The organism is Microbispora sitophila (genome assembly GCF_014892245.1).
GTDB classification, from domain to species: Bacteria; Actinomycetota; Actinomycetes; order Streptosporangiales; family Streptosporangiaceae; genus Microbispora; species Microbispora siamensis.
Genome location: NZ_JADBGC010000004.1, coordinates 243,465 through 256,973, shown reverse-complemented (window position 1 = coordinate 256,973; position 13,509 = coordinate 243,465). Strand labels below are relative to the sequence as shown.

Sequence of the window (13,509 nt, the reverse complement as noted above, 5' to 3'; positions counted from 1 at the left end):
TGCTGTCGGAACAGCGGGGTCAGGCCGCGCCGCCTTCACCGCCTCCTGAGATCGAAAACGGACGGCCGCGCGCCGGGCTGTGGGACCATTCAGGGAGTTTCAAGGAGGACAGGGTGGACGAGGAGCGTCGGGTGGCGGGCAGGTATCACCTGCTCGAACCGATCGGCCGCGGAGGCATGGGCGTGGTCTGGCGTGCCCACGACGACCTGCTCGACCGCACGGTGGCCGTGAAAGAGGTGCTCTACCACCCCACCTCGGAAGAGGACAGGGAGATGTTCAACCGGCGCACCATCCGCGAGGCGCGGGCGGCGGGCCGCATCGACCATCCGAACGTCGTCGTCGTCCACGACGTGATCGAGGAGGACGGCCGCCCCTGGATCGTGATGCAGCTGGTGCAGTCGCGCTCGCTGGGGCAGCTGCTGCGCGAGCAGGGCGCCCTCCCGCCCGGCCGGGTCGCCGCGATCGGCCTGCAGGTGCTCGACGCGCTGTGCACCGCGCACGCCGCGGGAGTGCTCCACAGGGACGTCAAGCCGGAGAACGTGCTGCTCAACGGGGAGACCCGGGTGGTGCTGACGGACTTCGGCATCGCGACGATGCCGGAGGAGGCCGGGCTGACCATGACGGGCGGCATCACCGGCACCCCCGCGTTCATGCCGCCCGAGCGGCTGAACGGCCATCCCGCGACCCCCGAGTCCGACCTGTGGTCCCTCGGCGCGACGCTGTACGCCGCGGTCGAGGGCAGGACACCCTTCGACCGCAACTCCCCGGTGGCCACGATGGCGGCCATCCTGCACGACGACCCGGCTCCGCCCCAGCGGGCGGGCGCCCTGACGCCGGTGCTCGAAGGCCTGCTGCGCAAGGACCCGGCCCGGCGGATCGGCGCGGCCGAGACGGCCGCCCTGCTCAACGCCGCCATGGCTGCCGGGCCGGGATCCGCCGCCGCGCACAGTTCCCCGGAGATCCGGCCGGAGCCCGGTTCCTGGAGCGGCGCGCCGTCCGGCCCGCCGCAGCCTTCCGGCCCGTGGCCGCAGACCCCCTCCGGCTGGAACAGCGTGGACAGTGCGCCGTCCGTCCCGGCACAGCCGGGGCAGCCCGGGTCCTGGAGTCAGAGCCCGGCCGGCCCCCCTCAGCCGTACGGTGCCCAGTCGTACGGCGGCCCGCACCAGTCCGGCGGCTCCGCCTCCTGGCCGGGGACCGCCGGTCAGGCGGGGCCGACCGGCCCAGGCGGCGGCCCGGGCATGGCAGGCTACCCCACGAGTCCGGGCGGCCAAGGGGCCCAGATGGGCCATGCGGGTCCCGGCGGACCTGCCGTCCCGCCGGGGAGCCGCCCCGGCGCGTACGCCGCACCGGGTGCGCGCCCTCCGCGGCGCGGCTCCGCCGCCAAGTCCGCCAAGGTGACCTTGCTCATCCTGTTACCGCTGCTGCTCGTGGCCGTCGTCGCGGGCGGCTGGTACGGCTACCGCACGCTGGCCGGCAGCGGGACCGTCGCCGAGGACCTCACGCCGTCGGGCACCGATCCCACCTTGGGCTCCGATACCTCGGGCTCCGATCACACGGGTTCCGACCCCACCCCCGGGGACACCGAGCCGAGCGCCTCCGGCGAGCCGTCCGCACCGCCGACGAAAGAGCCGTCGGAGGAGCCGTCGCCGGAACCCCCCAGGCCGACGGCGGCCACACTGCCCAAGGGGTGGAAGACCCACCGCGACCCGCTGGGCTTCTCGATCGCCCTGCCCTCCGGCTGGGTCCCGTTCCACAGGGAGGCCACCCGGGTACGCTTCCACGACCCGAGCGGGCGGGACTACCTGCAGGTCGACTTCACCCCCTGGGAGACCACGGACCCGGTGGCCGCGCTGCGCACGGTCGAGGCGGCCTCGACCAAGAAGGGATACCTGCGCGGCTACGAGCGCATCGGCCTCGCCTCCGGAAACTACCTCGGTGTTCCCTCCGCCGACTGGGAGTTCACCCACACGACCGACGCCGGCAAGGTGCGGGTGCTCGACCGCGCCTTCCGGCTCGACGACGGCCGCTGCGTCGCCCTCTACTGGCAGGTCGCCGACTCCCGATGGACTTCCGGTTTGTCCTACTTCAACGCCTTTACGCGCACCTTCCGGCCGTAATAACGATTCGGTGAAGATCCGCAGGCCAAGGGGAATTTCGCCCCAGAACAGTAACGATGTCGCATGCGTTCGCCCAAGACGGGTAGCGCGACAACCATGGCTGAAGCGCAGACCTCCGAACGTGTCGTGGCAGGACGCTATCGCCTGATCGAGCCGCTGGGGCGGGGCGGCATGGGCACCGTGTGGCGAGCCGTCGACCAGGTGCTCGAACGAGAGGTCGCCGTCAAGGAACTGCTCGCGTCGGCCGAGCTCACCGGCCCGGAGCGGGAGGTCTTCACCATCAGGACCTTCCGCGAGGCCAGGGCCGCCGGGCGGTTGAGCCATCCGAGCGTGGCGGCAGTGTACGACGCCTTCGAGGAGAACGGCTACCCCTGGATCGTCCTCGAACTGATCCCGTCCCGGACGCTGGGATCGGTCATCCGCGAGGAGGGCCCCCTGCCGCCGCGGCGGGTGGCGGAGATCGGGTCCCAGGTGCTGGCCGCGCTGCGCGTCGCCCACGCGAACGGGGTTCTGCACCGGGACGTCAAACCCGACAACGTGCTGCTCGCCGACGACGGGCGGGTCGTGCTGACGGACTTCGGCATCGCCGCGATGGAGGACGACTCCCCGGTCACCCGCACCGGCATGCTGATCGGCACCCCGGCGTTCATCGCCCCGGAGCGCGCGGCGGGACGGCAGGCCCAGCGGGCGTCGGACCTGTGGTCGCTCGGAGTGACGCTGTTCATGGCGATCGAGGGGCGCTCGCCGTTCCACCGAGGTCACGCGCTGGCGACGCTGGCCGCGGTCATGTACGAGGACGCGGGCCCGATGCACAACGCCGGGCCGCTCGCACCGGTGATCGAGGGCCTGCTCGTCAAGGACCCGGACCGCAGGATGACCGCGGACTACGCCGCCCAGCACCTGCACGCCGTGGCCACCGGCCAGGTGACCGGCCCGGTCGTGCCGCGCCCGCGGCAGCCGCCCCGGCTCGCCCGCCTGATGCCCATCTTCGACACCACGCCTTCGGCTTCCATGTCCACGCCCGTGCCCCTCCGCGAGGGCACCCCGACGCCGGTCCCGGTGCCCGTGCCCACACCGGTGGGCCGGCACCGCAGTCCCTGGGCGCTGGCGGCGGGCTCCGGAGCACTCGTCGCCTTCGTCGGGCTGGCGGCCGGCGCCATCGCGTTCGCCACCGCCAGACTTCCGGCCGACCCGAGGGGCACCGCCGTGGTGAGCACGCCCACGGTGACGGTCTTCGCGACGAAGACCGCCGGCCCCAGGAGCGCCGAGACCGGCAGGCGGACCGAGAGCCGCGGGGCGGAGAAGACGGCTTCCCAGCCGGTGGCGAACACCGGAAGCGGCGCCGCCGGCGGGCACCGTACGGAGGATCGCGGCTGGCCCGCGGACAGGTCCACGGGGAGGTCACCCGAGAAGCAAGGCGGGGGAAAGCCCAAGGGCAAGCCCACCGGGGCCCCGTCCAAGGGTGCGGGCGAGCCCAAGAAGTCTCCCCCCGGCAAGCAGACGGGTAAGGGATCCGGCAAGGGGACGCCCTCCACGTCCAAGCCCGGGAACGGCGGCGGAAGCGCCGAGCCGTCCCAGGGCAAGGGTGGGGGCCAGGGAAAAGGCGAGGGCCAGGAGGCCACCACGGACGACACCGGTGACATCCCCGACGGCTACACCCAGCCGGAAAACGACCTGGATGCCTGACTTCCGGCGTGAGCCTCTGCCGAGGAGAGGCCGGCGGGTAGCCGCACGCGCAGGATGGCCTCCAACCGGTAGCCGCCCTTGCCATTGGGGGACAGCCCCACCTCGGCCGTGACCGACGCCTCGGAGGCGTCCAGGTTCTTCTGGCCCGCCACCGGTTTCAGCGACGTCGCGAAGCGGGCGGCGTAGCCCGCCGCGAAGAGCTGCTCGGTATTGGTGCCGTCGCCGTTGCCGCCCAGTTCCTTCTGCATCGCGAACTGGACGTCCAGTTCGCCGTCCGAGGAGGTCACGGCGCCCGGCGTCGGGCAGCGCATCCTCGAGACGGCCGCCCGGCTGTTCGGTGAGCACGACCTGGAGTGCCGCGTCAGCCTTCGTCCGCGAGGATCTCCAGCGCGTGGGCCAGGTCCGCGGGGTAGTCGCTGGTGAAGGTCATCCACTCCCCCGTCGCCGGGTGCTCGAACGACAGCGAGACCGCGTGCAGCCACTGCCGGCCCACGCCGAGGCGGGCGGCGAGGGTGGGGTCGGCGCCGTACAGCAGGTCTCCCACGCACGGGTGCCTGAGCGCGGCCATGTGGACCCGGATCTGGTGGGTCCTGCCCGTCTCCAGCTTGATGTCGAGCAGCGACGCCGCCCGGAACGCCTCGATCGTGTCGTAGTGCGTGACCGAGTCCTTGCCCCCGGCCACCACCGCGAAGCGCCCGTCGCCCGACGGATGCCGGTCGATCGGGGCGTCCACGGTGCCCCGCAGCGGGTCCATGTGTCCCTGGACGAGCGCGTGGTAACGCTTGTCGACGGTGCGTTCCTTGAACGCCCGCTTGAGGTGGGAGTAGGCTCGCTCGCTCTTGGCGACGACCATGACCCCGGTGGTGTTGGCGTCGAGCCGGTGCACGATGCCCTGCCGCTCGGCCGCGCCGCTCGTGGACACCCGGTGGCCGCCGCCGAGCAGGCCGCCGATCACGGTGGGGCCGGTCCAGCCGACGGTCGGGTGCGCCGCCACGCCGATCGGCTTGCTCACCACGACGATGTCGTCGTCCTCGTACAGGATCGTCATGCCCGGCACGGGCTCGGCCACGGGCATCGGCGCGGCGGGCGGCGGCGGGATCGTGACGTCCAGCCAGGCCCCGGCGTGGACGCGGTCGGACTTCGCCGGGACGGCGCCGTCGACGAGCACGTCCCCCGAGGCGATCAGTTCGGCCGCGCGGGTGCGGGAGAAGCCGAAAAGCCTGGCCAGGGCGGCGTCGAGGCGCTCGCCCTCCAGGCCGTCCGGCACGGGCAGGCTGCGCTGGTCACCCATCGGCCCGCTCCCCCGCCGGCTCACCGGCCTGCGTGTCCGCCTCGCCCTCCGCGTGGTTTTGCGCATGGTCCTGCGTGCGGTCCTCGGCGGACTCGTCCGTCTGGCGGGTGCCGTCGATCTGGTAACCGCGCCAGGCGAGGAACACGGCGAGCACGCCGCCGCACACGATGCCCGAGTCGGCGAGGTTGAACACCGGGAAGCGGGTGACCGGGAACACCTGGATGAAGTCGACCACGTGCCCCTGGAACGGGGCGGGCGACCGGAGGATGCGGTCGGTCAGGTTGCCGAGCGCCCCGCCCAGCAGCAGGCCGAGCGTGATCGCCCAGGGCAGGCTGCGCAACTGCCGCGCCGTACGCACGATCGCGACGACGACGCCCAGCGCGATCACCGTGAACACGATCGTCATGCCGGTGCCGATGCTGAAGGCGGCGCCGGCGTTGCGGATCACGGTCAGCACCAGCGCGCCGGGCACGACGGTCAGAGGCTCCTCGTGCTCCAGGAACTCCACGACGAGGAACTTGCTGACCTGGTCGAGCGCGTACACGACCGCCGCGACGACGACGAGGAGAGCGATCCTCCGCGCCCGGTTGGGCCTCGCCGGCACGCCGCTCAGCGACGCTCCTCCCGTTGCTTGCACGCTACGCACAGCGTCGCCCTCGGGAATGCCCGCAGGCGCTCCTTGCCGATCGGCTTGTGGCACGATTCGCACTCTCCGTAAGTCCCTGCCTCGACGCGGGCGATCGCCCGCTCGTTCTGCGCGAGCAGGTCGCGCGCATTCAGGGTAAGGGCGATCTCACGCTCACGCTCATACGTCTTGGCTCCGGCGTCCGCCGGATCGTCCCCCGCGCCCTGGCTCACGTCCCCGGACGCGAGCTGCTCCTCCGCCCGGGCGATGTCGGCGCGCAACTCCTCGATCTCGTGCCGCAGCCGCTCGCGGACCTCGGCGAGCTCCTCGTCGGACCAGACGTCGTCACTGGTGGCGGTTCTCGCCGTGCGCGTCGTCATTGCGGGCCTCCCCTTCGCCCAGAACCCTTCGAGCCCAGGACACCCTTCGAGGCGGGTGTGTTTCGAGCCGGTCCGGGCAGAATAAGTCGCCGATAACGGATCGGCAACGGACTCGCCGAGGCTTTTACCCCACCCGTGACCGGATGGGCGCATTCGGCCAGCTCCTCCTCGTCGCCCTCTGTTTCGATCAGTTTGTCGCGGACGGTGCCGCGGGTGGTGCCGCCCAGACCCCATGCCCCGAATGCCAGGCGACAGCCGTGCCCACCCTCACAACAATCGCGGAGTCTCCGCGTGTTCCTCCCACGTATTCCCGCGACGAGCCGGGTCTCACTCCGGACGTCGCCCGTATATCGGGAAGCCCTTCCGGCCGGGTTGCGTTATCGTCTTAGTCTGCACGGTGTTGATGGGGACGAGTACCTCCGCATCCGCCCGCTCAGCGACCCGGGGACGGTGTGAGCCCGGGGCGGGCCGCGAAGGGAAGATCACCCCGGAGCCGCCGGAAGAAAGGCCGTCCCGGCCGAGTAGAACCGGCAGCGGAGAGAAAACGAGAGGGCGCCCGGCTCGGCCCGGGCGTCAAGAAGGGTGGTACCGCGGAGTCGCACCCGGCTTCGTCCCTTCACGCCATGTCAGCAGCGCTGTCACAGCCACCGCGTGGAGGTCCCGCCCGACGATGTCTTCCCACTATTTCCGCTCACTTCCCGCGCAGGTCGACCTGCCGGCCCTCGAGCACGAGGTCCTCGAACGCTGGCGGGACGGGAAGGTCTTCGAGCGCTCGCTCGAGCAGAACGCCGACGGCCCCTCCTGGGTGTTCTACGAGGGCCCGCCGACCGCCAACGGCATGCCCGGCGTCCACCACGTCGAGGCACGCGTCTTCAAGGACGTCTTTCCCCGCTACAAGTCGATGCGCGGCTACCACGTCCCCCGCAAGGCCGGCTGGGACTGCCACGGCCTGCCCGTCGAGGTCGCCGTCGAGAAGGAACTCGGCCTGTCCGGCAAGCCCGAGATCGAGTCGTACGGCATCGCCGAGTTCAACGCGCGCTGCCGCGAGTCCGTGCTGCGGCACGTGGACGCGTTCGAGGAGATGACCGAGCGGATGGGCTACTGGGTCGACATGTCCCAGGCCTACCGCACGATGGACCCCCAGTACGTGGAGGCCGTCTGGTGGTCGCTCAAGGTCGTCTGGGACAAGGGCCTGCTGTTCCGCGACCACCGGATCACGCCCTACTGCCCCCGGTGCGGCACCGGCCTGTCCGACCACGAGCTCGGCCAGCCCGGCGGCTACGAGACCGTCTCGAGCCCTTCGGTGTACGTCCGGATGCCCGTCGTCTCCGGTCCCCTGGCCCAGATGGGCGCGTCGCTGCTGATCTGGACCACCACGCCCTGGACCCTGGTGTCCAACACCGCCGTCGCCGTGCACCCCGACGTGACGTACGTCGCGGCCCGGCGCGGTGACGAGGTGCTGGTGGTGGCCGAGCCGCTGCTGCGGCGGGTCCTCGGCGAGGACGCCGAGGTGCTGGCGACCTACCAGGGCTCCGAGCTGGAGCACACCGCCTACCGGCGTCCCTTCGACCTGGTGGACATCGAGGACGCCCACTACGTCGTGCTCGGCACGTACGTCACGGTCGAGGACGGCACCGGCCTGGTGCACCAGGCCCCCGCATTCGGCGCCGACGACATGACGGTCTGCAAGCGCTACGGCCTGCCGGTGGTGAACCCGATCGGCCCGGACGGGCGCTTCCTGCCGGACGTGCCGTTCGTCGGCGGCCTGTTCTTCAAGGACGCCGACGAACCGCTGACGGAGAACCTGCGCGAGCGGGGCCTGCTGTTCCGCGGCGAGCACTTCGAGCACAGTTACCCGCACTGCTGGCGCTGCCACACCCCGCTGCTCTACTACGCGCTCCCGTCCTGGTACATCAGGACCACCGCGATCAAGGACCAGCTCCTGGCCGAGAACGAGCGCACCAACTGGTTCCCGGACACGATCAAGCACGGCCGGTACGGCGAGTGGCTGCGCAACAACGTCGATTGGGCGCTGTCGCGGTCCCGCTACTGGGGCACCCCGCTGCCGCTGTGGGTCTGTTCACAGGACGAGAATCACGTCACCTGCGTCGGCTCTCTGAAGGAGCTGGGCGAGCTGGCGGGCCGCGACCTGACCGGCCTCGACCCGCACCGCCCGTACGTCGACGACGTCACGTTCCCTTGTCAGCATCGTGTCGGAGACGCGTCAGGGGCACTGTGTCAGGCCGAGGCGCGGCGGGTGCCCGACGTGATCGACGTCTGGTACGACTCGGGCGCCATGCCGTTCGCCCAGTGGGGCGCGCCGCTGGTGAACAAGGACCTCTTCGAGAGCTCCTTCCCCGGCCAGTTCATCTGCGAGGCGATCGACCAGACCCGCGGCTGGTTCTACTCGATGATGACCGTCGGCACGCTGGTGTTCGGCCGGTCGTCGTACGAGAACGTGCTCTGCCTCGGCCTGATCCTCGCCGAGGACGGCCGCAAGATGAGCAAGCACCTGGGCAACGTGCTGCGCCCGATGCCGCTGATGGACCAGCACGGCGCCGACGCCCTGCGCTGGTACATGGCCACCTCCGGGTCCCCCTGGGCCCCGCGCAGGATCGGCCACGCAGCGCTGGAGGAGATCGTCCGGAAGGTCCTGCTGACCTACTGGAACACCGCGTCGTTCTTCGCGCTCTACGCCAACGCCGAGTCGTGGTCGCCGGCGCGCATGGCCGACGCCCCGGCGTACGCCGAGCGGCCGCTGATCGACCGGTGGGCGCTGGCGGAGCTGCACCGCACGGTGGCCGAGGTCACCGCGTCGATGGAGGAGTTCGACACCGCCCGGGCCGGGCGACGGCTCACCGAGTTCCTGGACGACCTGTCCAACTGGTACGTCCGCCGCTCGCGCCGCCGCTTCTGGTCCGGTGAGGCGTCGGCCTTCGCGACGCTGTACGAGTGCCTGGAGACCGTCACCCGGCTCATGGCCCCGCTCGTGCCGTTCCTCACCGACTACCTGTGGGACGTGCTGCGCGACCCGGACGCCCCGGCCTCGGTGCACCTGGCCACCTGGCCGGAGGTGAACACCGCGCTGCTCGACCCCGAGCTGTCGGAGCGGATGGCGCTGGTGCGCCGGCTCGTGGAGCTGGGCCGGTCGGCGCGCGCCTCGTCGTCGGTGAAGACCCGCCAGCCGCTCGGCCGGGCGCTGGTCGGCGCCCCCGGCTGGCCCGCGCTCCCCGGCGAGCTGCGCGAGCTGATCGCCGACGAGCTCAACGTCCAGCGGCTGGAGGACCTGTCCGGGTTCTCCGCCGACCTCGTGACGTTCACGGTCAAGCCCAACTTCCGCAGCCTCGGCAGGCGGTTCGGCTCGCAGACCAAGCTCGTCGCCGCGGCCGTGTCGGGCGCCGACCCGGCGGAGCTGGCCCGCGCCCTGCGCTCGGGCGGGTCCGCGACGGTCGAGGCCGGAGAGCTGGGCACGGTGGAGCTGGGCGCGGACGACGTGATCGTGACCGAGCAGCCGAAGTCCGGCTGGGCCGTGGAGACCGGCGCGGTGGACACCGGCACCGGCGAGACCGTGGCGCTGGACCTGGCGATCACCGACGAACTGCGCCGGGCCGGCCTGGTCCGCGACGTGATCCGGCTCGTCCAGGAGGCCCGCAAGTCCACCGGTCTGTCCATCACCGACCGCATCCACCTGTGGTGGTCCGCCGACGGTGAGCTGGCCGAGGCGCTGCGCGAGGGCGGCGACGCCGTCGCCGACGAGGTCCTGGCGGCCACCCTCACGGAAGGCGTCCCGGACGAGGACCTGCCGGTCCACCAGGACGCCGACCTCGGCCTGTCCTTCCGTCTCCGCAAGGCCTGATCCCGCAGCTGATGGGGCCGGTCGCCGACCGGCCCCCATCAGCGTATCCACCGACCAGGCTGAGGGCGGCCGGCCCGAACCGCTCTCGCGACTACGGCGTCAGTCGTCGCGATCGTCGCCGCGACGGTTGGCGACGATGACGGCGAAGGGCGGGATCACCAGTGCCACCACGAACATCACGATCGCCGCGGTGGTCGAGAACATCCGGACGACGGCGCCGGCCAGCACGAACAGCGTGAGGCACGTGCCCATCATCAGCAGGTACGCCTTCTGCCGACGTCGCACGCCTCCAGCCTAGGTCCTGAGAAATCAAGCCCTGATGCGCGTGACCCAGGCGGCGCCTCGCCGCGTTGCCCCACCCACAAAAACGTCCTCGCAGGCTCGGAATTTCCGCGGGGCCCGGGTTCGTCGTCGCCGGCAACGCTTCGCGGCGGGCAGGATTCGCCAGACACTCCTCAGGGCCGATGCAGCCAGTGACGTCTGACCGGCGGTTGACCAGCTCATCGTCGACAGGGCCACACGGTGCGTGACGCGGCGCGCCCGTCGTACGACCCGGGAACGCGTCAGCGGTCGTTCTGGCAGACCGAGCAGGGAGTGAGGCCGGCCTCGTCGGCCTCGGCCCGCGTCATGGTCTCGATGCCCGAGTCGCCCATCCCGCTGATCAGGGGGCAGCCGGCCTCGTGGTAGCGCCGTGTGCCGACCATGACCCGCACCTGGGTGTCCCCGCCCGCGGACGGCTCCGCCGCGTCGGCGGTGCGGTCCCCTCCGGCCTCGCCGCCGTCCTCCTCGCCGCAGGCCGCCGCTGCGGCGTCGGAGTCACCGCCGGGCCGCTCGACGGTCTTCCCGGCCCTCTTTTCGGTGCTCTTCTCAGCGGCGGGTGCCGGGCCGGAGGTGGAGCCGGCCGAGGCCGCGGATCCGGCGCGCCCGGATCCGGGGGTCTCTGCCGGCTCCACCGGCTTTCCGCTCCCCGCACGCGAGGGCGTGGGGGCGTCCTCCGGACGGGACGCCGCTTGTGCGTCCACGGCGCCGGAGTCGCTCTGGTCGTCACGGGCCTGCTCGTCGTCCGCCCCGGAAGAGGCGGCCTTCCGCGGCGAAGCCGCAGCCGCACCGGGAGCCTTGTCCCCGGCCGCGGGTCCATCGAACTCGCCGTCCCCCGACGACGGGGGTTCCTTCGTCGTCTCCCCGGCGGCCTTGGACCGCGCGGGGTCCCACGGCAGGGGGACCCTGCCGGGCCTGAACCAGTCGTGCTCCGCGGTGTCGGTCAGCGAGTCGTCCGTCTCGTCGTCCGCCCGGCCCGACGCCGATCCTGCCGCCGGCGGAGACCAGGCCGGTGCGGACCATGACGTGGCAGAAGGCCAGGACGGCGCGGAGGATCCGGACGACGCCTCTGAAGACTCGGTGGAGGACGAGGCGGAAGGCGAGGACGGCGGCGTGGGGGCGGCAGGCCGCGGCACCGTTGTCTCGGCGCCGGACTCCTGCGGCGCGCCACGGCCGAACCAGTTCACCGGTGCGTGCCCGTCGCCCTCGGCCCCGGCATCGGCCTCGGAGGCCGCGTCGCGCGCCGGACCGTCCTGCTCATCCGCCTCGCCGGCGTCAGCGGTCTTCCCGGACGCCTTCTCGGCCGTCTCACGGGGCTCCTCGCGCGCTTCGTCATCGGACGGCCTGCCGCCGGAGGACGCGGACGGGCCGGCGGTGGAAGGACCTGACCCGGGCGGAACGGCGGCCGGCGACGCGCCGGCGGCGACACCCGCGATGGTGCCTGACGCGCCGGCAACGGACGACTGGGGGCCGGAGGATTCGGGGGCGGACGACTCGGGCAGGCGCGGCCCCGGGGCGCCGGGCTGAGGGAACCGCGCGACGGGCGGCTCGCGATCAGCGGGCGTGGGACGGGACGGTTCCTGGCCGGTCGTGCCGGAGGTTCCGGCCGAAGGCGTGGTGGTCGTGGGAGCGGCTTCCGCGCGCAGGATCTCGTCGCGGACCGTGTCCTCGCGGACTGTGTCGTCGCGGGGTGCCGTTTCCTCCGGCTCCGCCGTACGGGTGGAGATCTCGGGGAGACAGGTGGTGCAGGGGGTGAAGCCCTCCTCGCGAGCCTCCTCGTGCGTGAGCTCCTCGGTCTCACGCCCGGCGAGCTGGCGGCAGGTGGCCAGATGGAAGCGCTTGCGCCCGGGGATCACGAGCACGATCGCGTCGGGGGCGAGGCCGCGGCCGGAACCGGCCGGCGGCCGCGTGATCGGTCCCGTCCGCTGGGGCGGCGGGGACGGGAAGGTCTGCGGGGGCAATGCCCCGTGATGCGTGACCGGCGGTGCCGCCACCATGGGCGTCGCCACCGGATGCGCCGGTGCCCCGGCGAGGGCTCCGCCGTACGCCCCGCTCACGGCACCGACGTGCGCGAGCTGGGGCACGGACGAACCCTGGGGGGTGGGAGCGGTTCCCTCGGCGGCACGCCCACCGGCAGGGAACAGCTCGTGGCGCCTCAGCAGTGCCCCGATCAGCAGGCAGACCGCCGACAGCACGCTGACGACGATCGACCACATCACGAGAGGGGGCGTCCCCAGCACGACGCCCGCGATGAGCAGGACGATTGCGGCGAGGACCAGTGCGGCACTGATGAGGATCACGGGGGGTTCTCCGAGCTACCGGGTCCCTGTGAGGACCCGCCACTTCTTACCGGCGGTCGTTGTGGGGGCCGTCGGGTCCGGGGAAGGCGCCGGAGTGCTGCGAGGGCTCCTGACCGAACGGGTTGGGGGCTGCGGTCATCTGCTGGGGACCGGGGGCGACGGCGTGGGCCATGGCCGGGGCGGCGCCCACGATCGGGAAGCCTCCGCTGCCCTCACCCGCGACGTTCAGCTCGGCGAGCTGGTTCTCCAGGTACAGCTTGAGACGGCTGCGGTACTCGCGCTCGAAGCTGCGCAGCTCCTCGACCTTGCGCTCCAGCTCGTCGCGGGTCTGGACGAGGGTGCCCATGGCCTGGCGGTGCCGCTCCTGGGCGTCGCGCTCCAGCGTCTCGGCGCGGGCGCGGGCGTCGCCGATGATCTGCTCGGCCTGGCGGCGGGCCTTGCCGAGGATGTCGTCGGCCTCACGCCGGGCGCGGGTCACGGTCTCGTCCGCCTCACGACGGGCGTCGGCGATCGCCTGGTCGGCCGTCTGCTGGGCGAGGGCGAGCACGCGGGCCGCGGTGTCCATGTTGTCCTCGGCGGGCGGCAGGCCCATGCCGACGGGCACCGGCTCGGGACGGGCCGGCTCCGGAGGCTTGATCGGCTCCGGCTGGGGGGCCATCATCTCGGGCTTCGGCTCGGCCACGGGAGCGGGCGCCATCTGCATGGATCCGGGCATGCCCATGCCCCCGGGCACCTTGCCCCTGAGGCACTCGGCCAGCTTCGCGCGGAGTTCCTCGTTCTCCTGGATGAGGCGGTCCAGCTCGGCCTCGACCTCGTCGAGGAACGCGTCGACCTCCTCCTCGTCGTACCCCGGCCTCAGCCGGGTGGTACTGAACTGCTTGTTCCGCACATCGGCGGGCGTCAACGGCATTTGGGTCTCCTTGGCGCGCTTGGAGT

Annotated in this window: 10 protein-coding genes; 3 read left to right on the top strand and 7 right to left on the bottom strand. The window is 72.3% G+C overall.

The window, feature by feature from the left end:
• The first annotated feature begins 113 nt into the window (after window positions 1-113).
• Both IL992_RS09235 and IL992_RS09230 read left to right on the top strand, forming a co-directional pair.
• Window positions 114-2,117, top strand: coding sequence for a serine/threonine-protein kinase (locus IL992_RS09235; RefSeq protein WP_193202890.1), 2,004 nt, complete (start codon window positions 114-116; stop codon window positions 2,115-2,117).
• A 96-nt stretch (window positions 2,118-2,213) separates the two neighbouring features.
• A complete protein-coding gene (locus tag IL992_RS09230; RefSeq protein WP_193202889.1) occupies window positions 2,214-3,803 on the top strand; it encodes a serine/threonine-protein kinase in 1,590 nt (529 codons plus the stop codon).
• On the opposite strand, the gene IL992_RS09225 is transcribed toward IL992_RS09230, so the two are convergent.
• The 4 genes from IL992_RS09225 to IL992_RS09210 all read right to left on the bottom strand — a co-directional run bounded on the left by IL992_RS09225 (window position 3,770) and on the right by IL992_RS09210 (window position 6,099).
• A complete protein-coding gene (locus IL992_RS09225) occupies window positions 3,770-4,090 on the bottom strand; it encodes an OsmC family protein (protein ID WP_226872574.1) in 321 nt (106 codons plus the stop codon). The two genes, IL992_RS09230 and IL992_RS09225, sit on opposite strands and share 34 nt — an antisense overlap.
• 74 nt (window positions 4,091-4,164) lie before the next feature.
• Window positions 4,165-5,094, bottom strand: coding sequence for an RluA family pseudouridine synthase (locus tag IL992_RS09220; protein ID WP_193202887.1), 930 nt, complete (start codon window positions 5,092-5,094; stop codon window positions 4,165-4,167).
• The gene (gene lspA / locus IL992_RS09215) at window positions 5,087-5,698 is read right to left on the bottom strand and encodes a signal peptidase II (RefSeq protein WP_319018443.1); all 612 of its coding nucleotides are present in this window, start codon (window positions 5,696-5,698) and stop codon (window positions 5,087-5,089) included. The genes IL992_RS09220 and lspA overlap by 8 nt, the downstream gene beginning before the upstream one ends.
• Window positions 5,699-5,703: 5 nt before the next feature.
• Window positions 5,704-6,099 carry a TraR/DksA family transcriptional regulator gene (locus IL992_RS09210; RefSeq protein ID WP_193202886.1) on the bottom strand — a complete coding sequence of 132 codons (396 nt, stop codon included), beginning with the start codon at window positions 6,097-6,099 and terminating at the stop codon, window positions 5,704-5,706.
• A gap of 670 nt (window positions 6,100-6,769) precedes the next feature.
• Here IL992_RS09210 and ileS point away from each other — a divergent pair.
• Entirely contained in the window at window positions 6,770-9,955 is a 3,186-nt protein-coding gene (gene ileS, locus IL992_RS09205; RefSeq protein ID WP_193202885.1) for an isoleucine--tRNA ligase, read from the top strand.
• Between the two features lie 99 nt (window positions 9,956-10,054).
• On the opposite strand, the gene IL992_RS09200 is transcribed toward ileS, so the two are convergent.
• The 3 genes from IL992_RS09200 to IL992_RS09190 all read right to left on the bottom strand — a co-directional run bounded on the left by IL992_RS09200 (window position 10,055) and on the right by IL992_RS09190 (window position 13,483).
• The gene (locus IL992_RS09200; RefSeq protein WP_319018442.1) at window positions 10,055-10,240 is read right to left on the bottom strand and encodes a DUF3099 domain-containing protein; all 186 of its coding nucleotides are present in this window, start codon (window positions 10,238-10,240) and stop codon (window positions 10,055-10,057) included.
• A gap of 278 nt (window positions 10,241-10,518) precedes the next feature.
• Window positions 10,519-12,573, bottom strand: coding sequence for a hypothetical protein (locus IL992_RS09195; RefSeq protein ID WP_193202884.1), 2,055 nt, complete (start codon window positions 12,571-12,573; stop codon window positions 10,519-10,521).
• 46 nt (window positions 12,574-12,619) lie between these two features.
• Window positions 12,620-13,483, bottom strand: a complete 864-nt coding sequence (locus tag IL992_RS09190) for a DivIVA domain-containing protein (protein ID WP_079318308.1) — start codon at window positions 13,481-13,483, stop codon at window positions 12,620-12,622.
• Between the last annotated feature and the right edge of the window lie 26 nt (window positions 13,484-13,509).